The sequence below is a fragment of the Paenibacillus nanensis genome (assembly GCF_003583765.1).
Classification (GTDB): domain Bacteria; phylum Bacillota; class Bacilli; order Paenibacillales; family Paenibacillaceae; genus Pristimantibacillus; species Pristimantibacillus nanensis.
This window is the reverse complement of record NZ_QXQA01000001.1, coordinates 317,040-338,062: the sequence shown is the minus strand read 5'-3', so window position 1 is coordinate 338,062 and position 21,023 is coordinate 317,040. Positions and strand designations below refer to the sequence as shown.

Genomic DNA, 21,023 nt, shown 5'->3' with positions numbered 1-21,023 from the left:
TTATCAATTGCGAAGCGGCTTGCCTGTGGCAAGCATATGGCTCATGCGCTCCTGCGTCTTGCGTTCGCCGCACAAGCTGAGGAACGCCTCGCATTCCAAATCGAGCAGGTATTGCTCGCTAACCTCGGCTCCAGGCTTCACATCGCCGCCGGCCAGCACATGCGCCAGCTTGCCGCCGATGAGGGCGTCGTGCTCGCTGATCATGCCGGACAACCGCATCATCTGCACGCCCATCTTCAGCACCGCCACGCCTTCCCTGCCGGCAACGGGAATCCGCTCCTCCTGCTGCGGCGTATAGCCGGCCCGGTCCAGCTCCAGAACCGCCCGCTTTGCCTCTGCAATGCGCATATCCTGCCGCGCATTAACGCGGTCTTGAGGGCGTAGCAGCCCAAGCTTCACCGCATCGTGGCCGCTCGTCGACGCTTTCGCCATCGCGATCGTTTCGAATAAAGCATTCAGCGGCGGCTGCAAGTCGACGCCTCCTTTGCCGCCTCCCGCCGCCGCTTTCGCTCTTGCGGCAGCTAGCCCCGCCGCCTCCTTACAGCCGCCTCCCGCGGGAATAAGGCCGACTCCCGTCTCGACAAGGCCGAAGTAGGTCTCCGGCGACAAAATAATCTGATCCGCCGGCAAGCAGGCTTCCACGCCGCCGCCAAGCGTCATCCGATGAGGCGCGGCTACGACCGGACGGTCCAGCCGTTTAAGCCGAAGCATACTGTCCTGGAAGAAGCGAATAATTTCTTCCACCTCATCCCATTCCCCGTTCTGCGCTTCCATAAGCAGCAAGGCAAGGTTGGCTCCAACGCAGAAATTACGCCCCTCATTCGCCAGCACCAGTCCCCTCCAATTACGGGAAACCTCCTGCGCCGTCTGGCGGATGGCCGTCAAAATTTCCCCGCCGATCGCGTTATTCGGCGAATGGAATTCCAAACAAACGACATCGTCGCCGATATCGATGAGGCTGGCGCCCGTTGTGGACAGAACGGTTTTGCCCGATGCTTTTAAAGCGGACAATGATATGAGATCTTCCGGCGTCTTCTCCTCCGCATAACCCCCTCTTGTCGCAAAAAACCGTTTCTGATCGGCCGTCTTGTAAAAGCTGTCATGTCCGTCGGCCAGCCACGTCTCTACCCATTCCGGAATGGCGTCGCCTTCCCGCTTCATCCGGGCAACCGACTTCTCTAGCCCGATGGCGTCCCACAGCTCGAACGGGCCGAGCTCCCAGTTAAAGCCCCACCGCATCGCGCGGTCGATGTCCGCGATATTATCTGCAATGGCGCCGACCTGTGCGGCGGAATACAGCAGCGTCTTCTTCAAGGTCGACCAGGCGAACTGCGCATGCTTATGCGACGGATCGGCGGCGAGCAGCGCCTTCGCCTTGGCGGCGGCGCCTTTAGCCGCTTTGGCCGCGTCGATTATAGGAGAGCTCGCGCGAATTGGGTCGCCGTATTCCAGCGTATCGAGCCTCAGCGACTCGATCCGGCTGCGGCCGCCCTCTCCGCGCTGCTTGCGGTAGAAGCCTGCGCCGGATTTCTCGCCAAGCCGCCCGAGACCGACAAGCCGGGCCAGCAGCTCCGGTCTTTTGAATACTTCCCGCTCCTCCGCGTCCTCGCTTCTCTCCCGCACATTATCCACGACATGCAGCAGCGTATCGAGCCCGACCAAATCCAGCATGCGGAATGTCGCCGTCTTGGGCCTGCCCATCGCAGGACCCGTGAGCGCGTCAGCCTCCTCGACGGTCAGGCCGTACGCGAGCGTATCCGCCAGCGTAACGAGCATGCCGTAGGAGCCGATCCGGTTCGCGATAAAATTCGGCGTGTCCTTCGCCACCACAACGCCTTTGCCAAGCCGCTTCTCGCACAGCTCCGTCAGAAGCGCCACCGTCTCCGGATCGGTATCCTCCGACGGCACGATCTCAACGAGCTTCATATAACGCGGCGGGTTGAAGAAATGCGTCGCGGCGAAGTGCCGCCGGAATTCCAGGCTTCGCCCTTCCGCCATCGCGGAGACGGAAAGCCCGGACGTGTTCGTGCTGACCAGCGTGCCCGGCCTTCTCGCCGATTCGATCGCCTCCAGCACTTCTTTTTTTATATCAAGCCGTTCTACTACCGCCTCTACGATCCAGTCGACGTCTCCAAGCGCTTGGAGATGGTCGGTTAAATTGCCCGGCGTAATTCGATTCGTCCAGGCGGAATCGTAGAGCTGAGCGGGCTGCGCCTTAGCCATCCGCGCGACGGCCGCTGCGGACAAACGGTTGCGCACAGCTGCGTCGGAGAGCGTCAGCCCCTTCTTCTCCTCCTCGGCCGTCAAGCTTTGCGGGACAACGTCCAGCAAGAGCACCCGCATGCCCGCGTTCGCCAAGTGAGCGGCGATTCCCGCCCCCATAACGCCCGAGCCAATGACCGCCGCGTTTCGAATCGATCCTGACTTTTGGAGCTTGGAAGATGATGATTGCGGCATCGTCTAGCTTCACCTCTCCTTATTTAGTTAGGTTCAAGTTTGGGAAAACATCGTTATGTCTCTTTGCCCGACTGACCAGCCGCCTCCTTTAACCTTGGCTTTGGACGTTACTTCTGAGCTCGCCTGGCCTACCTCTTTCAGTAACCTCCTTTTTCGACGTTACTGTTGGGCTCGGCTGGCCTTCCCCCTTTAGTAACCTCCTTTTTCGACGTTACTGGTGGGCTCGGCTGGCCTACCTCTTTCAGTAACCTTCTTTTTCGACGTTACTGCAGAGCCCGACGGGAGTCCCACCTTCAGTAACCTCCTTTTTCGACGTTACTGCTGAGCTTGGCTGGCCTACCTCTTTCAGTAACCTCCTTTTTCGACGTTACTTCTGAGCTCGGCTGGCCTTCTCCCTTTAGTAACCTCCTTTTTCGACGTTACTGCTGAGCTCGACTGGCCACCCTCCTTCAGTAACCGACTTTTTTCGACGCTACTGCTGAGCCCGACAGGAGTCCCACCTTCAGTAACCGTGTTAATCGACGTTACTGCTGGGCTCGATTGGCCTCCCTCCTTCTGTAACCGCCTTTTTCGACGTTACTGCAGATCCCGACTAACCTACCTCTTTCAGTAACCTCCTCTTTCGACGTTACTGGTGGGCCGAGCACCTACAAACAGGCAGCGTCAGCCCCCTGAAAAGCCAACCTGCGAGCAGCGCATCAAAACGAACTAACTGCCGAATACGCTTTCAGCAAGCAGCTCCGCAACGTCGCGAGCCGTTACCTGACCATCCTCCTGCAGCGTCTTGAGACCGTCCTCCATCATCGTCAGGCAGTAAGGGCATGCTGAGCTGATAACGGAAGGACGCACCTCCAGCGCTTGGGCTGTGCGGGCATAGTTGACCCTGGTACCGGCATGCTCCTCCATCCACATGAGTCCGCCGCCTGCACCGCAGCACATGCCGTTTGGCCCGGAACGCTCCATCTCTTCGAGCTCAACGCCCGGAATGGCCCGGAGCAAACTGCGCGGCGCTTCATAGGTGTCGTTATAGCGGCCTAAGTAGCAGGAATCGTGCACCGTTACCCTCTCGCGCACCGCAAATTTCGGCTTCAGCCTCCCTTCCTGCAGCAGCCTTGCGAGCAATTGGGTATGATGCTCCACACGGACGTCCGGGCTAAGCCCGAAGTCGGGATACTCGTTTTTGAACGTATTGAATGTATGCGGGCATGCGGTCACGATTTGCTTGACGCCGTATTTCTCCAGCGTCTCGATATTTTCGCGGCACAGCTCCTGGAACAGAAGCTCGTTGCCGATCCGCCTTGCCGTGTCACCGGAGCTGCGCTCCTCATTGCCAAGCGTCGCGAAGTCGACTCCCGCCTCGTTAAGCAGCCTCACCAGATCGAACATAACCCGTCGGCTGCGGTTGTCATAGGCGCCCATCGAACCGGCCCACAGCAGAATCTCCGGCATACGCCCCTTCGTTTTACGCTCCGCCATCGTCTCAACGCGAATGCCGGTCTTCTGCTCGCATTCGTCAAGCCATGCGGCTCTTTCCGCGCGGGGCAGTCCCCAAGGGTTGCTCTGCCGCTCGATGTTCTGAAGCGCGCGCTGCCCATCGGACGGCAGCCTGCCTTCCATAAGCACGAGATAACGGCGCATGTCGATAATTTTGTCCACGTGCTCATTGCCGACCGGACATTGCTCCTCACAGTTGCGGCAGGTGGTGCAAGCCCACAGCTCATCCTCCGTCATCACGTCGCCGATGAGCTCCAGCTCCTCCGCTTTGGCGCCTTCCCGTCTCGCCCAAGCGGCTCCTTGGACCGTCATCGTCGGAGAAATATTCGTCCGGTACGATGCTTCCTCGCTTTCCCCCTGCACTTCCCAAGCGGGCATGACCGCCCCCATGACATGGGCGTCCGACAGCGGCGACTTCGATCCCGCCCATAAGCCGGCGGGCAGCCATGGAGATTTGGACGTAAGCGCGGCGCCCTTCTCCGTCAGGTGGTCCCTCAGCTTCACAATCAGATGCATCGGCGACAGCAGCTTGCCGGTGCTGGCCGCGGGACAAACGTTGGTGCAACGCCCGCATTCCACACACGCGTACAAATCCAGCAGCTGCTTTTGGTTAAAATGCTCAATCTTTCCCGCTCCGAAGGTCTCCGCTTCCTCATTCTCCAAATCAAGCGGCGTTAACCGTCCATGCGGCTCGTTGCGGCGGAACCATAGGTTGACCGGCGCCGTCAACAGGTGAAAATGCTTGGATTGCGGGACATACAGCAGAAATCCGAGCAGCACAAGCAAATGCAGCCACCAAAACAGCTCGAACCCGGCGTGCGCAGCCACGCTCCCCTCCTGCACGCCCGCCTGATGCAGCAGCCTCGAGAGCGGCTCGCTGACCGGCGCGAATTCCCGCGCAACAGACTCAGCCTCTCCTACCGCCAGCCGTTCGAAGGATAGGGACAGCAAAATGGTCAGCATCAGCGAGCCGATGAACCACATGACAAGAGACGGCTTCCAGCCGCGCTTCAGCCGGGGCAGCTTCTCTCCATACCGCCGGTAGGCCCCGTACAACACCGCAAGGAGCACCAGCGAGACCGTCATCTCCTGCGACCACGAGAAATACGGGTACAGCGGAAGGGGAAGCGGTTCTCCGCCGCTTAATCCTTTCCAGATGAGGTCGATCGCGCCGAACTGCAGCATGATAAAGCCGTAAAAATAAATCAAATGCGCAAGCCCGCTCCGGACATCCTTCAGCAGCTTGCGGTGGCCGAATACTTCCCGGGCGAAGCCGCGCCCGCGCTTCGGTGTATGCCTCTCGAATTTGAAGGGAACACCGAGCCTTATGTAGCGGACCCGTCTGAGCACGACGGCCGCGAACATCCATACCGCACATCCGACAAGCAGCGCAAACAGCGCCCATCTGATCAGCATCACGTTCGCATGGACATCCGCGAGAAATAAGCTCACCTCCCCGGACAGCGTCTCCCCATGCAGCTGCAGCGCCTGCCACATTCCTGTCATTCGCACAGCCCTCCCCCCCTGTTCAGCCGCCCCGCTTAGCTCCTGCGGGGCTTTTGTTCGACTGAATCGGACAAGCATTTAAAGCGCTTTCAAAAATATCCGCGGTGCTCCATATATATGACCTATCGCTCATGAACATGCTTTTGGCGAGGGAATCTGGAAGCGGTCTATTCGGCCTGCATCCGACATAAGGTAGCACTGATGGACAGTCAAATCCTTCTGACAAGGCTAATCCGCCGGGTCAGAGCTTCCAGGAGGCTTCTATGCTGAAAATTGTTGTTCTCCTTAAGCAAACCTTCGACACCGAGGAAAAAATAACCGTCACGCCCCAAGGCGTAGATGAGCGCGACGCAAAATTCGTCATTAATCCCTACGACGAATATGCGCTCGAGGAAGGGATCCGCCTCAAGGAAAAGCTGGGCGGCGAAGTCATTGTCGTCACGTGCGGAGAGGAACGCGCGCAGGAAGCGCTCCGAACCGCTCTCGCCGTCGGTGCGGACGAGGCGGTCCGCGTCGATGCGGCCGGCTTGCCGGACGATAGCTTTGCAATCGCGGAGGCGCTTGCGGCGGTTATCAAGCCGCTTGCCCCAGACCTGCTGCTCGCCGGGCTGTTCGCCGTCGACACAGGCTCCGGCAGCGTGGCGCTGCAGGTTGCGGAGCGTCTCGGCCTTCCTCATGCGTCGGCTGCGCTCAAGCTGACGGTCGGTTCTGCCGCTGAGCTTGGCCTGACCCGCCCGGCCGAAGCGCAGCGCTATGCGCTTGTCGAGCGCGACGCGGAGGGCGACACCGAGACCGTGGCTCTCCCGCTGCCCGCGCTCGTCACCGCCCAGCAAGGCTTGAACGAGCCGCGTTACCCGTCGCTTCCCGGCATCATGAAGGCGAAGCGCAAGCCGCTGCGCACGGTAGACTTATCCGAGCTCGGGCTTAGCGCGGCGGCGCGCACCGTCCGGACCGCCCTCTTCCCTCCGCCGCCCCGCGCCGCAGGCAAACGGATCGCGGGCTCGCCGGCGGAGCAAGCCGCCGAGCTCGTAAAGCTGCTGCAATCGGAAGCCAAGGTGCTGTAGCCGCGGCCACTGCCGCAAATGGAAAGGAGCTGCAAGCGTATGAGCAGAACGATTCTTGTATTCGCCGAGCGCCGCGACGGACAGCTGCGGCGCGTCGCTTTCGAGGCGCTGGGCGCAGCCAGGCGCCTCGCGGGCGAGGACGGCGCGGTGCACGCCGTCCTCGCCGGGTCCGGCGTCGCGGCGGAAGACGCCGCCGCGCTGCAGGCGCGAGGGGCGGACGTCGTCCATATCGCCGACGATCCGTCCCTCAAGGACTATGCGCCCGAGGCGTACCTCGCCGCTCTGGGCGCAGCCATGGATGCGGTAAGGCCGGACGCGCTGCTGCTCGGCCATACCGGCGTGGGGCGCGACCTCGCGCCCCGCGTGGCCGCGGCCTACGGCGCCGGCCACATCGCCGATGTCACCGCCATCGAAGCCTCCTCCGGCGATGACATCGGCTTCATCCGCCCGCTCTACGCCGGCAAGGCGTTCGAGCGGCGCAGCTTCGCGCCGGGGCGCCCGTGGGTCGTCACGGTGCGCCCGAACAACCTGCCGCCGGCGGAGCCAGCGGATGCCGGCGCACGAGGCGGCGGCTCGGCGCAAGCGCTCGCTTACGCGCCGCCGCCGCTGCTCACCGCCGTGCGCGGCGTGCTTCGCCGCGCCAGCGGGCAGCTCGATCTCGCCGAAGCCGACGTCGTCGTCTCCGGCGGCAGAGGCGTGCGCAGCGCGGCGGGCTTCGAGCCGCTGCGCGCGCTGGCGGACGCGCTCGGCGGCGCGGTAGGCGCGTCCCGCGCCGCCTGCGACGCCGGCTACTGCGACTATGCCCTCCAGATCGGGCAGACCGGCAAAGTGGTGACGCCGCAGCTGTACATCGCCTGCGGCATCAGCGGCGCGATTCAGCATCTGGCCGGCATGAGCCAGTCGCGCACGATCATCGCCATTAACAAGGATCCCGACGCCCCCATCTTCGGGGTGGCGGACTATGGCATCGTCGGCGATCTGTTCGAGGTCGTGCCGCTTCTAACCGCCGAAGTGCTGCGCGTCCGCTCGAGCTAATACGACCGTTACGCGAGAAGAGCCCCGGCTTCAGCCGAGGCTCTTCTTATGTGTCTATGGTTAGTGCGATGCTCCCAGAGGCAACAGACGGCGATGAAAGGCTATAACGACAACGCCTTCGGCTGCCGGCGCCGCCTGTATGCCGCAACCGTCATCGACGCGGCGAGCAGCGCGCAAATCCCGTACATGGACGGATACGAGACGAGGTCCGCAACCGGTCCCATGAGCATTCCCCCCATCGATACGCCTAAATCCGCCGAAGCGATGAACAACCCGATCCGTTCGTTGCGGCCCGCCTTCGGAAGCACGAACGTCAAATACGTGGTTAGCGTCGGATAGAGAAGCGCCTGCGCGATTCCGATGAACACGGCCCCGGCATAAAAGTAACCGGCTCCGTGAGACGCCGCAAGGCTCAGACAAGCCGCCCCTGCGGCCAAAACGAGCATCATCCCCATCATCAAGAGCGGCCGCCACTTGCCGTCGGAGGGGATTTTTGCCCTCAGCGTAAACCGGGATCCAACAACGACAGCCGCTTGAAGCATGAGAAAGACACCCGCATTCCCGCCCTTTACTTGCTCCGCGTACAACGGCACAAAGACAGAGGCCGCTCCAAATACGGCGGAAGCCGCCAGCATCAAGACGCTGCATTTGACCAGCTCGGGATGCCTGAACCATCCGGCGAAGCCTTTCATCGCGGCTGCCGTTCCCTGATCTTCCCGGTCAGGGGCAGCTTCCTCCTTCGCGTCAATCTTCGCGCTGAAGCCTACCGCGACCGTACTGACAGCGATAAAAAGCATAGCGGCGGTAAAATAGGCCGAATTCCCCGCCTGCCATATGCCGAGCGCGAGCAGCGGCCCAAATATGCCTGGTATGTACGAGCATAGAGAATACATGGAAATGCCCTGCGAGCGGTGCTCGTCCGGCAGCGCGTCAATCATGCCGAGCTGCAGCGCCATCGAAAAAAAAGCCGTGCAAACGCCCTGCAGCACCCGCGCCGCGAAATATCCTTCCAATCCGGTACATGTATAAAGCAACAGCGCCGACCCGTTGATCACTAAAACCGCGCGAAGCACTTTGACCGGGCCATATTTTTGAATGAAGCGCCCTGCCCACGGCCGAAAAAGCATGGTGGTAAACAAATACGCGCCCATGATGATCCCAATCGCCGAATTGGCGGCGCCGAGCGAATCGCCTTTTAACGGAATGAGGACCGTAAGTATCGCGTTTGCGCTAAAATAGAGCAGCGTTAATCCATATAGCCGCATAAACGGCCAAGCAAGCGCCCCTTTCACACTCCGACTCCTTTCCATAAACCGCTTGGCCCCCCGCAGCCCGCATCATTACCTAATGACCATCTTCAGCATGTGTTGAGCATACGGAGACTGCACCTCTTTCAACCGGTTCACTCCGATCATTTCCTCCAAACGTCCTTCCCGAATGAACATCACCCTATCGCAAAGATAGGCGGCAGCCTCGATGTCGTGCGTAATAAAGATATATCCCATCCCGTACAGCTTCCTCAAATCCTTTAACAGATCAAGCACCTGGACTTGCACGGATCCGTCAAGCGAGCTGATCGCCTCGTCCAGTACGATGCACTGCGGTTCGGCGGCCACGGCCCTTGCGATGCACACCCGCTGAGCCTCCCCGCCTGACAGCTCGTGAGGATATTTGACCCGATAAGCCGGGTCCAGCCCGACCTGAAAGAGCAGGGAATCGATCTTGCCGTGATGATTAAAATGTCGCCCGTATCGGGTCGTAAGCGGCTCCAACACTATTTTTTCCACAGTATAGAAAGGGTTCATGGACGAAGTATAATCCTGGAACACGGCGCTGATCTTGCCTAATCTGGCCTTGCGGTCCGCTACGTTTCGGCCATCGAAGCGTACCGTTCCGCCATCCGGCTTCTCGATGCCCAGAAGCAGCCTCGCCAGCGTCGATTTTCCGCTCCCGCTTTCGCCGATCACGCCCAGACATTCCCCCGGCATCCAATCGAAGCTGATGCCGTGCAGCACCTGCTTCTTTTCCCTCGAGAGCATCCCGCCTTTGCGGTAGCTTTTTTGCACGCGGTGAACATGAAGCATCTCTACTCCCCCATCACTTGGCGAAAATGCTGATGCAGCGACAGCTTTGCCGTTACCAGGCTGCGGGTATAATCATGCTGCGCTTTTGTAAATACGGCGCCTGTGGTCCCATGCTCGACGATGCGCCCATCCTTCATAACCAAAACCTCATCCGCGATTTTTCGAACGACGCCCAAATCGTGCGAAATAAATATCATCGTGCTGCCGAGTCGCTCCCTGAGCCGGATGAACTGCTCCACCACTTCGTATTGCGAGACCGTATCAAGGGCCGTCGTCGGTTCGTCGGCAATGACGACGTCGGGCTCCAGAACGAGCGTCAGCGCAATCATCACCCTCTGCAGCATGCCGCCGGAAAGCTGGTGCGGATAGGCGTTCATGACGTCCATCGGTGCGTTCAGCCTCACGCTTTCGAGCGCGCGCTTCATTCGCCCGGTCATTTCGCTCTTGCTCCAATCGAAATGCTCAGCCAGCGTCTCTATCAAATGAACGCCTACAGCGCGGGAAGGGTCGAAGGCTCGCATGCCGTGCTGCATAATCATGCACAGCCGCCTCCCCCTCCTTCTTCTCATTTCCTGCTCCGGCAGCTTCGCCAGATTTTCTCCGCCCAGCCAAATGTCCCCGGCCTGCTCGATTCCGGGTTTATTTAAACGCATAATCGCTCTGCAGGTTAACGACTTTCCGCTCCCGCTCTCGCCTACGATCGCCAGACAGCTTCCCTTTTTCACGTCAAAGGAGCTATCCGGAATAATAACTTTCCCGGTGCTTCGCTCCCTTATGGTCAGCTTCCTGATTTCCAGCATGTTCACCATGAGTCTTAGGCCACCTCTTTTCTTTCCAGCCTGCCGGCTGCGGCTTCGGCCATGCTTCGTTCTTTTCGGCTCGAGGCCGCGAGCTTCGGATCTACTGCGGCTTGAAACGCATCGGACAGGAAGTTGATGGCCAATACGACAATAATGATCGCAAGTCCCGGCGCCAGCATAAATTCGGGCTTCGAAAACATAACCTCCCTGGCTTCGTTCAGCATCATTCCCCATTCCGCTTTAGGAGCTTGAATGCCTAGCCCGAGGAAGGAAAAGCCCGAGATTTGCAGAACCATCGAGCCGAAAGAGCTGCTCGCGATGACGGCAATGTCGGGCAGCGCGGCCGGAATCAGATGCTTCCTCATTATGGCCGCGTTGCCGACGCCGGCAACCTTGGCGAACTTCACATAGTCGGATTCGCTGAATTGCATGACGGATGTTCTAATAATACGGGCGAACCAAGCCCATTTGAGCAATAGAAACGCCATCAAAATATGTTCAAGCCCGACTCCGAAAATGCCGACAACCGCGAGGGTCATCACATAGCTCGGAAAAGAAAGCATCACGTCGCATATCCGCATCAGAATGACATCCGTCTTACCTCTGAAGTAGCCCGCAACAAAACCGATCACTGCTCCGAGCAGCACGGACAGCAGCAGCGCCGCCAGCACCCCCAATACGCTGGGCTGTATGCCATAAATCAGCCGGGATAAGATGCACCTGCCCAGATGATCGTTGCCCAGCCAATATTCCCATGAAGCGGACGCGTACCGAAGCTCCATATGAACTTCTTCGGGATCATGCGGCGCGAAGACCGGAGCAAAAATGCCAACGGTCATTACGGCGACAAGAATCGCGAACGAGGCCGCCGCCACCCTGTCTTTGAGCACGTTTTTTAAGAACATCATGACCGATCATTCCTTAACTTGGGATTCAGCGCCGCGTTCAAGATGTCCGAGGCCGTATTAAACAGAACGAAGGCTGCCGCCAAAACGAGCACATAGGCCTGAATGACCGGAAAATCTCTGCCCAAGATGGCGTTGACGCTTAGCGTGCCGAGTCCCGGCCATGCGAATATATTTTCAACGACGACTGTGCTTCCGAGAATAATAGGAACCGCCATGCAGAACACCGATACGGCTACCTGCAAGGAATTTCTAACGATGCGCGCTCTCACCTTTTTCTCCGGCAATCCGCACGCCCTTCCGTACATCGCGTAATCTTCATTCATGTTGCTCAAGACGGAGCTTCGAATGATCCGGAAGTAGATGCCCGCGTAGCTGACCGTGATCAATGCGACCGGCAAAATATAGCTCCGGTAGGAATCCATTCCGCTCGTCGGCAGCAGATCCAGCTTCACGGAGAAATACCAGATCATCAGGGTGCCAAGCCAGTACGACGGCATCGAAGTGAGAAAGAAGAAAAGGCCTCTGAGTGATCGGTCGATCATTTTCCCTGCCCTCCATGCGCAATAGACGCCAAATCCTATCGATACGGCAATGATTGCGGCCACCGAGACGACCGTCAGCTTGATCGTGTTGAATAACGCGGGACCCAGCTGCGACCATACCGGCTTGCCCGTTATATAAGAGCTTCCAAAATCGAATTGCAGGCAAGAGGCAAGCCAGTTGGAATAACGGACTAGAAAAGGCTGGTCCATTCCGAGGGCCGTCTTCGTTTCCGCAATCAGCTCATCCGTTATTTTCGGCACGCCCTGCGCATGCAGAACCACTTCCGCCGGATCCATCGGCGACAGCTGAATAAAGGCGAACGTAAAAAACGATACCGCAAGCAGCAAAGGAATGGATTGAAGAATCCGCTTGACCATATACAATCCCATGGCTGCCCTCTACTCGAATGCCATCTGCTCGAACGGCAGCTCGAATTGCGTCTGCTTAAAGGAAATGCCCTTCAAGCCTTTCGGGGCCACGACAGTTACGCTTCCGTTCGTAATCGGAATAAAGACCGCTTCGTCATGAACGATTGTCAGAATATCCTTGTATAGCGCCTTTCGAGTTTCATCGTCCGAGGAGACCATCACTTGCTCGATTTTTTCATACAGCTCTTCCGCGTTTGCAATGCCGCTTGTCGTATGTAAGTAGGAGGCTTCGGAAGTAAAGGCGGCGATCGTGCTTTGCGGGTCGTATGCGAGACCCCAGGTTTGGTTGAACAGCAGGTCGTAGTCGCCCGTCGATCTCCGGTTCGCGATGGAAGCCGACTCCTCGCCGATTAACTCAAGCTGCATCCCGATCTGCTTCGCCGTGCTTTGGATATACTCCGCCTGCGACTTCTGCGATGAGGAGTTGACGTCATAGTAAAGCTTCATGGCGAGCGGCGCGCCATCCTTCATGCGAATCTCTCCGCCGTCCCTCAGCTGCCAGCCGGCATTCTCGAGAATCGTCTTAGCCTTCTCTAGGTCAAAGTCCCGCTTGGCGAGATCAACCTTTGCGTAATTGACGTTAGGCGCAAACAAAGTATGCGCGGCAGATTCCGTCCCGCTGAATATTTGCTTGCGGATCGTCTCTCTGTCGACCGCATGCCATAACGCTTCGCGGACCGCCGTTTCCTTCACCGGGCTGCTCGCGCTGCTGTTCGCCACAATCATTTTCGTATTCATGGGCTCGCTTCGAACCAGCTGATAATCCCCGCTGTCCGCCAAGCTGTTCATCGCTTCGATATCGATGCTGTCCGTTCCCCGGTCGTCCGTAAAGACGAAGTTGACTTCGCCTTTTTGCAAAGCCAAGAAGGTCGTTTCGCCCGCAGGCAGCACCTTCGCCGTAATTTTTTTTATGGCCGGCGCGCCGCCCCAATAATGGTCATTGGCCTCGAATACGGCGTATTGCTCGGTTTGATGCTCGGCGAGCTTATAAGGACCCGTCCCGTGATAACCGTTCACGCCGTCCTTCGTTTCCCCGTTCTTGAAGTCCTTCGGCGATAAAAAGACGTACGGCCTCGTCATCGACAATTCTTCGAGCGCCGGATAATAAGGCTCCGATAACACCAGCTCGACCGTGTCTTCGTCAATGACGCTGCAGCTGACAATTTTGGTCGAAAGCTTGATCCAGGCGTGCTTTTCCGCATTGCGCTGCACCGCTTCGATATTTAGCTTGACGGCCTCCGCGTTAAAGGGTTCGCCGTCATGGAACGTCACATTTTTCCTAAGATGAAACGTGTAGACCTTGCCGTCCTCCGAAATGTCCCATGACTCGGCAAGCAGCGGTTTGATGCCTTCCTTCGTGTTCTCCACCAACGATTCGTACACCATTCCTTGCGCCGGCATGGATCCCGGATACAAGTGGGGATTCATATCGTTAATATCCTTTGCCGTCGCGTAGATCAGCTCTTGGCCGTTATTCGGGCTCCCCGACCGTTCCGCTTGCCCGCCGCTGCACGCCGTAAGCAGCACGCATACCGCAATTATCGATGATAAGACGGCGGCGTTTTTTCTTCTCATGGCTCCCTCTCCTTTAATAGTAATTATTACGATTTAATCTCAGGAAAAATCATAATCATTTCCACGTCCACTGTCAATACTATTCGTAATAATTACGATAAATACCTGTGAACATGCGCTCGAATAAACGCAGCAAGGCCCCCAGCCATTACAGCCGGGGGCCTTGCTTGATTGTAGGCTTAAGCGAAATCCGGTACCGCGATTTCGTTAATGCAGTCGGGGGACTCGTACCATTCGTCGCGGACGGCGTTGGTGACGGGATAAGAGCGCATGAGATAACCCTCCATCGCCTCCAAATGCTTGCGAAGCCTGCTGAATTCCGTCAGCTTCGGATCCAGCCAATCCTCGACGCCTTCCTCGTCGAGAATAACAGGGACGCGCGGCTGCCAGACGGACATCGAGCCCGATGCCTCGGCCGTCAGCATCGTGACGGCCCGCACCTCTTTGCCGTTCACATGGCGCCAGCAATCATAAATGCCGGCAATCGCAAGCAGCGGCTGCGTCGGCACGACGGTATGCATCGCTCTCGGATCGCGTTCATTGCCGAACGTCTTTTGCCCGTAGAAGCCGCTGCACGGAATAATGCACCGCTGGCGCTTCAGCATCCGCTGCAGAAACGGCTTCTCTCCTAACGTCGAATGGTCCGTATTCACCGAATCTTTAGCCCAGAACGGGAATAGTCCCCACCTTGAATCCTGAAGCACCCGCGTATCGTGCCTGTCGTTCATTATGATCGATACGGTCTGGGTCGGGGTGATGTTGAATCGGCTCGCATGCCCGTGCATCACCTTCTGTATGCCGAACTTCTCCATGATCTGTCCTATTTCCGCTGTCAATGAAAACCGTTCAATCATCGCTATCGCTCCTTCGCCCTTAGCTGGGTAATGAATCCAGTGTTTGTAGAGCGGAGGAAAATTATTCATGTTAAGCTGCATGCAGCTACGTAGTAAAGCGTTTACGGAATTTCAAAGGCGGCATGCCCGTATGCGCCGCGAACAATCTGGAGAAATGCGGTGTCTGGCGGAACCCCGTCTCCTCGGCGATTCTCGCGATCGTCCAATCCGTTTTGATCAGCAGAAGCTTCGCCTGATCGAGCCGGTAATAGAGTAAATATTGCTGCGGCGTGCACCCGAATACCTCGGTCATGCAGCGCGTGATATAGTTGGTGTGCAGCTCCAGCACCTCGCTTAGCATCGCATTGCTGATTGGCGAGCGATAATTCAGCTTCAGGTAAGCGGCGGCGCGCTCCGCAATCGATACGGCTGCTCGGGCCGCGTCGGAGCGCCAGCCTTCGTCAAGCATTAGAAGCAAATGCAAGAACCGCTGCTGCCGGTCCCAGAACGCCCCGTGCGAGGAGCTCTTGGCGGCCTCGTGCAGCTGCGCGAATATTTGCTTTGCTTCATCCGGATAGGAAAGCTTCATTTTTTTGGGCAATCGGATCGCGTACGTATAGTAATCGCCTCGAATCGTTCCCGGCTGATGATCCTCGGTCTCCTCCCAGGCGCCCACCGTCTGAAAATGCACCCAATCGAACACCGTCTCCTCCGAGCAGGGACGGAACGAATAATGCCATCGGTCAGGCCGCAGAATGAGAGCGTCGCCGGGCATTAACGTCCATTTGCGGTCTTCCTCGGCTACATAAAGCGTCCCTTCGTTCACGAACAAGAGGTCAAAGACGCCCAAATTCGTACGATTCGGGTGCTCTTCGCCGGCCTGATAGGTAATACGGTTCGATTCTATAAAAAAAGGAAGCGGCGGCGACCGAAACGTTAACAATAATTCGTCTGACAAGCTGATCTCTCCTTCGATGCGCAGCATCGTTGCATCGTTGCAATTCCCGTGAATACTGCCATGTTACTTGAAGAGCCGAGCTTTTGTCCATACTATCTTTCGCGGCTTTTTCCATAAAAAAAGCCGCGTCATCCGCCCTCTTCGGGCAGTAACGAAGCTTTATACGGCCTAGATTAAATTTCTAATGTCCGGACTCCATGGAAAAGCGTCGCCATGTACAAGGTGTTCCCGCGGAGATCGACATCCGTCACCGGAAAGCCTGTCTCTACCGCCAACAGGATCAGTCTGTCGGCGATGTAAGCAAGCTTATATAAGCCATGGTCGGTGCACGCATAGGTTACGCCCTCTTTGACAGCTACGGAAAATACGAAACGCCGTCCGAACTGGATAAGCTCGAACCGCCCCTTTTTGTCGCCGACAATGAGTTCCCCCCTGTCGCTCGCTCCGATCAGATGGCCGCGGTAGACAGCCAAGCTGGTCACGCTCCGGTTCAGCTCGAAGCTTGCCCATTCGTCCATAAACCGGTCGTACAGCGATATCCCGCTGTTATGCCCGACGATCACATACTGCGGCAAGTTCAAAAAATCGTAAACCTTTAAGCCCTCGCAGCACAGCTGCCCCCATTTCGATCCCGTTCGAACCCATATTCCGTCATCCGTGGCGGCGTAACACGCGCCTCCAATCCTTTTATATTGATAACAGGGCAGCGATAATCCGTCCTTCTCCCATTGCTCCCCCGCCCATTCGTACAATCCGTCTGCCGTGCAGGCATGCAGCAGCTCCTGGTGCAGGCCAAGTCTGTAAATATTTGCGTAATCTTGAAGCCCTGAACCAAGCTTATCCCACTTGTAGTTGTGATCGATCTCATATACGCCGTAACCGACGGACGCCGCGAACACCCCGAAAGAGCTTGCCTTCACGGAGGAAAACGGGAATAGCATCCAGTTCCACGGCTTCTTGGTTTCGGTTTGCATCTATCTTCACCCTCTTTGCGCTCGTTTTCTTACCGCCCATCAATTGATAACCGTTCTCACTTTCAGTATGGTGTTATGATAACCATTCTCAAATACAATGTCAACTCTGCGGAAATCCGCCCATTTTTTAAAAAATGGTGAAATGCCTATGCGCCCGCCCGTCTACACCCAAGCAAAACTATGTATTCGCCCGTAGTATAAAGAAAATCACCTAGGAGGTGCTCCAACTGAAGTACGTGACCAAGCGTAAAATCAGCAAACGCGGCTTCAAGAAACGGACCGTCTTTATTAAGCATATTTCAGGCGGTAAAGCTTCGAGCAAGCGAAGAAGACATAAGAAGCTGCCGACTTATAGTCGTAAAAAAATTGCCGTATCCAAGACAAAACTTAGGCCTCTTCAGCAGCACCAGCAGCAACCGGAGCTTGAAGTGGATATCTCCCGGCTCCGTGAAGAGTTTATCGGTCCTGCCGGACCTCCCGGACCGCCAGGACCACCCGGACCTCCAGGGCCTCCTGGAGAACGCGGAAAGAAAGGCGATGACGGCGACCGGGGCAAGCGCGGACATACCGGCGCGACCGGACCTGCGGGACCGCCGGGGCCAATGGGACCTGCAGGGCCTAGGGGGCCTGCGGGGCCTCCCGGAGCAACCGGGGCGACTGGCCCCCGTGGAGCTGACGGTCAACCTGGCGGACCTCCGGGGCCGCAGGGACCCACTGGCGCAACCGGCGCCACTGGCGCTCAGGGACCTATTGGGCCGCAAGGGCCCGCGGGTGCTCAGGGACCGGCTGGACCGCAAGGGCCGCAAGGCATTCAAGGTGACCCTGGCCCGCAGGGACCGCAAGGACTCCGGGGACCGGTCGGGCCGCAAGGGCCGCAAGGGCCGCAAGGCGCTGCCGGACCTCAGGGACCTGTCGGACCTCAAGGTCCAATCGGCAACACCGGCGCGACCGGCGCTACAGGAGCAACGGGGGAACGCGGTCCTCAGGGCGCCGTTGGACCGCAAGGGCCGCAAGGTGAAGCTGGCCCTCAAGGGCCGGCCGGACTGCAAGGACCACAAGGACTGCAAGGACCGGTTGGTCCACAGGGGCCAATTGGCAACACCGGCCCTACGGGTGCGACCGGCGAAGCCGGACCGACCGGACCGACCGGCGCTACTGGAGCTACGGGAGCTACCGGAGCGACTGGCGCGACTGGTCCGACAGGAGCGACGGGCGCAACCGGTGCAGGTGAGCCGGGGCCGACCGGGCCAACGGGAGCTACTGGCGCCACGGGTGCGACCGGTGCGACGGGGGCTACAGGCGCAGGAGAACCAGGGCCGACCGGACCGACCGGAGCCACAGGCGCTACAGGGGCAACGGGCGCGACTGGCGTGACTGGTGCTACCGGCGCTACCGGTCCAACTGGAGCCACAGGTGCTACTGGCGCTACTGGCGCGACAGGTTCGCCGGGCATTGGAGCAATTCTTCCTTTTGCATCCGGATTGCCGGTTGAATTGACAACGGTTCTTGGCGGATTGGCAGGCACTGCCGGGCTAATCGGATTCGGCTCGAGCGCGCCTACACTTAATGTACTTGGAGAAACGCTCGAGTTAACAGGCGCTGCGGGAACCTTGCTGAACTTCGCATTCCCCGTGCCGCGAGACAGCGCCATAACTGGAATTGCCGCCTATTTCAGCACAACCGCCGCAATAAGCCTGCTCGGATCGGAAGTTACGATAGTTGCCCAATTGTATCGTTCAACAACACCAGATAATATCTTTAGTCCGATTCCAGGAGCCCTTGTCACGCTCAGCCCTCCCCTTACTGGGCTTGTTGAGGTCGGGGAAAACAGTTCTGATGCGGTATCCGGGCTAAACATTCCCGTAGCTGCGGGAACTCGTCTTCTGATGGTATTCTCGGCTACCGCCACTGGTCTTTCTCTTGTTAATACAGTCATCGGGTATGCCAGCGCCGGCGTATCCCTGGCTTAGGCTTCAAGGTCAAGCGTTGTATGATACGCTTGGCCTTTTATTTTGTATGTCCGACCATTTTTATAAGTTTCCTCCCAACCCCTATAAACGCACATACATGATTCCCTTCCTCTTCGTACAATGAGACAAACGAATGGGAGGTGTGTCATTCTGAATTTTCAATCACGTAAACGAAAGACAATCAAAATTACGAAAAAACAAAAGCTCTCGAAAAAGCCTAATCTATCCATTCATTCTAGTAGAATCTCGCGTTGCTTCAAGAAGAAGGAGAAGCACAAGCATCACGGGCATCATGAGCATCACGGGCACGAACATCACGAACATCATGAGCATCATGGACATCATGGACTAAACAAACTATTTAAAGTTACGGGCCCTGTAGGCTCCGCTACCGTCGGTTTAGGTGAACGGTTGAACTTCGAATCAGACTCAATCGATATCGTCGTGACGGAAGGCTCGGCAAATGTTCGCCTTGAAGTGCCGCCGCCTCCGCCTGGACCACGCGGACCGCGCGGGCCTAGAGGCGAAGAAGGAAAGAAAGGCAAACGAGGTAAACGAGGCAAACGAGGCGAAACTGGTGCAACTGGCGCTACGGGAGCTACAGGAGCTACGGGAGCAACTGGCGCGACTGGGGCTACTGGAGCTACGGGAGCTACGGGAGCAACTGGCGCGACTGGGGCTACTGGAGCTACGGGAGCAACTGGCGCGACTGGGGCTACAGGCGGAACTGGACCGACGGGGCCAACTGGACCAACGGGTGTAACTGGCGGCACAGGGCCAACCGGACCGACGGGCGGCACCGGACCGACGGGGCCAACTGGACCGACGGGCGGCACCGGACCGACGGGGCCGACTGGACCGACGGGCGGCACTGGACCAACGGGGCCGACTGGACCAACTGGCGGCACTGGACCGACAGGGCCAACTGGACCAACTGGCGGCACTGGACCGACAGGGCCAACTGGACCAACTGGTGAAACAGGCGGTACTGGACCAACAGGGCCAACTGGACCAACGGGCGGCACTGGACCGACAGGGCCAACCGGACCAACTGGTGTAACAGGCGGTACTGGACCAACGGGGCCGACTGGACCAACTGGCGGCACTGGACCGACAGGGCCAACTGGACCAACTGGTGAAACAGGCGGTACTGGACCAACGGGCGGCACTGGACCGACAGGGCCAACTGGACCAACGGGCGGCACTGGACCGACAGGGCCAACCGGACCGACTGGTGTAACCGGTGGAACAGGACCAACAGGGCCAACCGGACCGACTGGTGTAACCGGTGGAACGGGGCCGACTGGACCAACCGGCGGCACGGGTCCGACTGGGCCAACTGGACCGACAGGTGAAACTGGCGCAGCAGGCGCTACAGGCGCTGAAGGTGCGACTGGACCAACTGGACCAACTGGGCCTACGGGTGCTGACGGCGCGACAGGTGCAACAGGCGTTACTGGTGCGACAGGTGCAACAGGCGCTACTGGTGCAACGGGAGCTGACGGTGCGACCGGTCCAACTGGGCCGACGGGGCCGACCGGAGCTGATGGCGCGACTGGCGCGACTGGTGCGACAGGTGCAACAGGCGCGACTGGTGCAACGGGAGCTGACGGTGCGACCGGTCCAACTGGGCCGACGGGGCCGACCGGAGCTGATGGCGCGACTGGCGCGACTGGTGCGACTGGTGCTACAGGCGCGACTGGTGCAACGGGAGCTGACGGTGCGACCGGTCCAACTGGGCCGACGGGACCGACGGGGCCGACCGGACCGACCGGACCGACCGGACCGTCCGGAGCTCCGGGAGAACTCGAAAGTTTCGTTACAGCATGGAGAGTATTTAGTGGCACGGGTACCGACACAGTGCCACCGGAAACACCGATTACGTTTACCAATGGATTTGAAGTCGGAACGGCATTTACGTTTACGCCACCATCAAGCACAATTACGATCAATGAAACCGGCTATTATGAAGTGAATTTTGCTGTCCACAACGCAGGCGATGCAATGGGCTTCAGCCTCGAGCTTGGCGGTATAAGTGTCACTACCTTACCTTTCACAGGCCAGGGCGGCGGACCGGTTACAGGCGAAATAATAATTCAAGTCACCACTGTACCTGTTACTCTTCAACTCGTGAACTCCGATACAACGAACCCTACACAATTACACGGCAATACAAATGCAACCATTACCGTCAAAAAAATCAGCTCTCTCTAACAATTAAAGGACCGAGCGCTTCAAGCGTTCAGTCCTTTTTTTGCTTCAAAATACTTGTTTACGGCAGCTTTATTTTAAACAGCAAATTAAATTTACAGGTTTAAGATCGTAAGGATCGACGATTCTAAATTTAAGTGAAATTGCACGAATCAATAGGAAGTTTTTCGCGATATCTGAATG

At 58.0% G+C, this 21,023-nt stretch carries 15 protein-coding genes; 4 read left to right on the top strand and 11 right to left on the bottom strand.

What is annotated here, in order from left to right; genetic code table 11:
* Positions 1 to 3: 3 nt before the first annotated feature.
* Positions 4 to 2,457 carry a 3-hydroxyacyl-CoA dehydrogenase/enoyl-CoA hydratase family protein gene (locus tag D3P08_RS01470; RefSeq protein ID WP_119597642.1) on the bottom strand — a complete coding sequence of 818 codons (2,454 nt, stop codon included), beginning with the start codon at positions 2,455 to 2,457 and terminating at the stop codon, positions 4 to 6.
* A gap of 708 nt (positions 2,458 to 3,165) precedes the next feature.
* Complete coding sequence (locus D3P08_RS01465; RefSeq protein ID WP_119597989.1) at positions 3,166 to 5,367, bottom strand: (Fe-S)-binding protein; 2,202 nt, start codon at positions 5,365 to 5,367, stop codon at positions 3,166 to 3,168.
* A 356-nt stretch (positions 5,368 to 5,723) separates the two neighbouring features.
* Here D3P08_RS01465 and D3P08_RS01460 point away from each other — a divergent pair, with 356 nt between their 5' ends.
* Both D3P08_RS01460 and D3P08_RS01455 read left to right on the top strand, forming a co-directional pair.
* Complete coding sequence (locus D3P08_RS01460) at positions 5,724 to 6,521, top strand: electron transfer flavoprotein subunit beta/FixA family protein (RefSeq protein WP_119597988.1); 798 nt, start codon at positions 5,724 to 5,726, stop codon at positions 6,519 to 6,521.
* A 39-nt stretch (positions 6,522 to 6,560) separates the two neighbouring features.
* Positions 6,561 to 7,556, top strand: coding sequence for an electron transfer flavoprotein subunit alpha/FixB family protein (locus D3P08_RS01455; RefSeq protein ID WP_119597641.1), 996 nt, complete (start codon positions 6,561 to 6,563; stop codon positions 7,554 to 7,556).
* Positions 7,557 to 7,657: 101 nt separating this feature from the next.
* On the opposite strand, the gene cntE is transcribed toward D3P08_RS01455, so the two are convergent.
* The 9 genes from cntE to D3P08_RS01410 all read right to left on the bottom strand — a co-directional run bounded on the left by cntE (position 7,658) and on the right by D3P08_RS01410 (position 16,659).
* Positions 7,658 to 8,848: a staphylopine family metallophore export MFS transporter CntE gene (gene cntE / locus D3P08_RS01450; protein WP_119597640.1), complete on the bottom strand. Its 1,191-nt coding sequence runs from the start codon at positions 8,846 to 8,848 to the stop codon at positions 7,658 to 7,660.
* Positions 8,849 to 8,896: 48 nt separating this feature from the next.
* On the bottom strand, positions 8,897 to 9,640 hold the full coding sequence (locus D3P08_RS01445) for an ABC transporter ATP-binding protein (protein ID WP_119597639.1): 744 nt from the start codon (positions 9,638 to 9,640) through the stop codon (positions 8,897 to 8,899).
* A gap of 2 nt (positions 9,641 to 9,642) precedes the next feature.
* Positions 9,643 to 10,449 (bottom strand): staphylopine uptake ABC transporter ATP-binding protein CntD, encoded by an 807-nt coding sequence (cntD, locus tag D3P08_RS01440; RefSeq protein WP_206098905.1) that lies wholly within the window; start codon positions 10,447 to 10,449, stop codon positions 9,643 to 9,645.
* Between the two features lie 5 nt (positions 10,450 to 10,454).
* Positions 10,455 to 11,348, bottom strand: coding sequence for a staphylopine uptake ABC transporter permease subunit CntC (gene cntC, locus D3P08_RS01435; protein ID WP_119597638.1), 894 nt, complete (start codon positions 11,346 to 11,348; stop codon positions 10,455 to 10,457).
* A complete protein-coding gene (gene opp1B / locus D3P08_RS01430) occupies positions 11,345 to 12,280 on the bottom strand; it encodes a nickel/cobalt ABC transporter permease (RefSeq protein WP_119597637.1) in 936 nt (311 codons plus the stop codon). The genes cntC and opp1B overlap by 4 nt, the downstream gene beginning before the upstream one ends.
* Before the next feature lie 9 nt (positions 12,281 to 12,289).
* Positions 12,290 to 13,894, bottom strand: coding sequence for a staphylopine-dependent metal ABC transporter substrate-binding lipoprotein (gene cntA / locus D3P08_RS01425; RefSeq protein WP_119597636.1), 1,605 nt, complete (start codon positions 13,892 to 13,894; stop codon positions 12,290 to 12,292).
* Between the two features lie 179 nt (positions 13,895 to 14,073).
* Positions 14,074 to 14,748: an SOS response-associated peptidase gene (locus D3P08_RS01420; protein ID WP_119597635.1), complete on the bottom strand. Its 675-nt coding sequence runs from the start codon at positions 14,746 to 14,748 to the stop codon at positions 14,074 to 14,076.
* 85 nt (positions 14,749 to 14,833) lie between these two features.
* Positions 14,834 to 15,685: a helix-turn-helix domain-containing protein gene (locus tag D3P08_RS01415; RefSeq protein WP_119597634.1), complete on the bottom strand. Its 852-nt coding sequence runs from the start codon at positions 15,683 to 15,685 to the stop codon at positions 14,834 to 14,836.
* 173 nt (positions 15,686 to 15,858) lie between these two features.
* Entirely contained in the window at positions 15,859 to 16,659 is an 801-nt protein-coding gene (locus tag D3P08_RS01410) for a hypothetical protein (protein ID WP_119597633.1), read from the bottom strand.
* 1,043 nt (positions 16,660 to 17,702) lie between these two features.
* Here D3P08_RS01410 and D3P08_RS28005 point away from each other — a divergent pair.
* Together D3P08_RS28005 and D3P08_RS27820 are read left to right on the top strand one after the other, a co-directional pair.
* Positions 17,703 to 18,629, top strand: a complete 927-nt coding sequence (locus tag D3P08_RS28005) for an exosporium glycoprotein BclB-related protein (RefSeq protein WP_476703853.1) — start codon at positions 17,703 to 17,705, stop codon at positions 18,627 to 18,629.
* 411 nt (positions 18,630 to 19,040) lie between these two features.
* The gene (locus D3P08_RS27820; protein WP_276311096.1) at positions 19,041 to 20,843 is read left to right on the top strand and encodes a hypothetical protein; all 1,803 of its coding nucleotides are present in this window, start codon (positions 19,041 to 19,043) and stop codon (positions 20,841 to 20,843) included.
* Positions 20,844 to 21,023: the final 180 nt, after the last annotated feature.

Excerpts from the sequence above, each read along its gene's own strand:
- cntD (WP_206098905.1), bottom strand. The coding sequence starts at position 10,449 with ATGGTGAACATGCTGGAAATCAGGAAGCTGACCATAAGGGAGCGAAGC.
- D3P08_RS01445 (WP_119597639.1), bottom strand. The coding sequence starts at position 9,640 with ATGCTTCATGTTCACCGCGTGCAAAAAAGCTACCGCAAAGGCGGGATG.
- D3P08_RS01420 (WP_119597635.1), bottom strand. The coding sequence starts at position 14,748 with ATGATTGAACGGTTTTCATTGACAGCGGAAATAGGACAGATCATGGAG.
- opp1B (WP_119597637.1), bottom strand. The coding sequence starts at position 12,280 with ATGGGATTGTATATGGTCAAGCGGATTCTTCAATCCATTCCTTTGCTG.
- cntA (WP_119597636.1), bottom strand. The coding sequence starts at position 13,894 with ATGAGAAGAAAAAACGCCGCCGTCTTATCATCGATAATTGCGGTATGC.
- D3P08_RS01410 (WP_119597633.1), bottom strand. The coding sequence starts at position 16,659 with ATGCAAACCGAAACCAAGAAGCCGTGGAACTGGATGCTATTCCCGTTT.
- D3P08_RS01465 (WP_119597989.1), bottom strand. The coding sequence starts at position 5,367 with ATGCTGATCAGATGGGCGCTGTTTGCGCTGCTTGTCGGATGTGCGGTA.
- cntC (WP_119597638.1), bottom strand. The coding sequence starts at position 11,348 with ATGATGTTCTTAAAAAACGTGCTCAAAGACAGGGTGGCGGCGGCCTCG.
- D3P08_RS01470 (WP_119597642.1), bottom strand. The coding sequence starts at position 2,457 with ATGCCGCAATCATCATCTTCCAAGCTCCAAAAGTCAGGATCGATTCGA.
- D3P08_RS01455 (WP_119597641.1), top strand. The coding sequence starts at position 6,561 with ATGAGCAGAACGATTCTTGTATTCGCCGAGCGCCGCGACGGACAGCTG.